This window comes from Vibrio sp. Vb1554 (assembly GCF_033344235.1).
Genome location: NZ_JAWPOJ010000393.1, coordinates 1 through 1102 on the forward strand (window position 1 = coordinate 1; position 1102 = coordinate 1102).

1 protein-coding gene is annotated in these 1102 nt (G+C 40.7%); it reads left to right on the forward strand.

Translation table 11 applies throughout. The features are described 5' to 3' along the window. A partial coding sequence (gene dapB / locus R8N28_RS26555; protein ID WP_318183833.1) for a 4-hydroxy-tetrahydrodipicolinate reductase occupies nucleotides 1-673 on the forward strand: 673 nt, incomplete at its 5' end. Between the last annotated feature and the right edge of the window lie 429 nt (nucleotides 674-1102).

Genomic DNA, 1102 nt, shown 5'->3' on the forward strand with positions numbered 1-1102 from the left:
TGAACTTTGTGGTGAAGGAAAGTTCGATGTTTTCCTGACCGATGACCTAGAGAAAGAGGTCGACAATTTTGATGTTGTTATCGACTTTACCGCTCCAGTAAGTACGTTAGCGAACTTAGAGTTATGTAAACAGCATGGGAAGTCTATCGTAATTGGTACCACTGGCTTTAGTGAAGAAGAGCGAGCACTGATTGATGCAGTTGCGAAGCACGTACCTGTTGTGATGGCTCCTAACTACTCTGTTGGTGTGAACCTAGTATTTAAGTTGCTTGAGAAAGCTGCAAAAGTAATGGGTGATTACTGCGATGTCGAGATTGTCGAAGCTCATCACCGCCATAAAGTTGATGCTCCGTCAGGTACTGCGATTGGTATGGGTGAGGCGATTGCTGGCGCTATGGGCAACAAGTTAAGTGATGTTGCGGTGTATGCGCGTGAAGGCATTACTGGTGAGCGTACTAAAGATGAGATCGGTTTTGCAACCATTCGTGCAGGTGACATTGTCGGCGAGCACACAGCAATGTTTGCTGATATTGGTGAGCGAGTCGAAATAACGCACAAAGCGACGGACCGCATGACTTTTGCTAATGGTGCCGTGAAGGCTGCAGTGTGGCTACATTCCAAGCCGGCGGGCTTTTATACCATGACCGATGTGCTTGGTTTGAATGAGCTTTAAATACATAATTATTCGCCGGCGTAAGCCGGCTTTTTTGTATTTGAAGAAAGTTATGTAAATAAAATGAGTATTGTAGAGCGTCAGTTTTGAACTTGTTTGTGTGTATTTTTGCTGGCTTGGTTGTTTTATTTGTCTTAACTGCTTAAAAGTTGATGTTGTTTTGTTGTGATTAACGTTTGCGTGAAAATCTCATAAAAATTTGTGATCTATAAAAAGTTCAAATTTGTAAAATCTAAAAAAAGAACCATCTTCAAAGTTTGCAGGTGGTGGAAACTTGTGTTTTTGGGGCTTATTGCTAGTAAATGCTATTACTCTTTAGAAAAAGATAATTTATTTTTCATTGTGTGTTGACAGGTTTGCAGTCCATCTTTAGAATACCGCCAATTTGTCTGAAATACCTATTTATGTAGATTTTATAGGTAAAGGAAG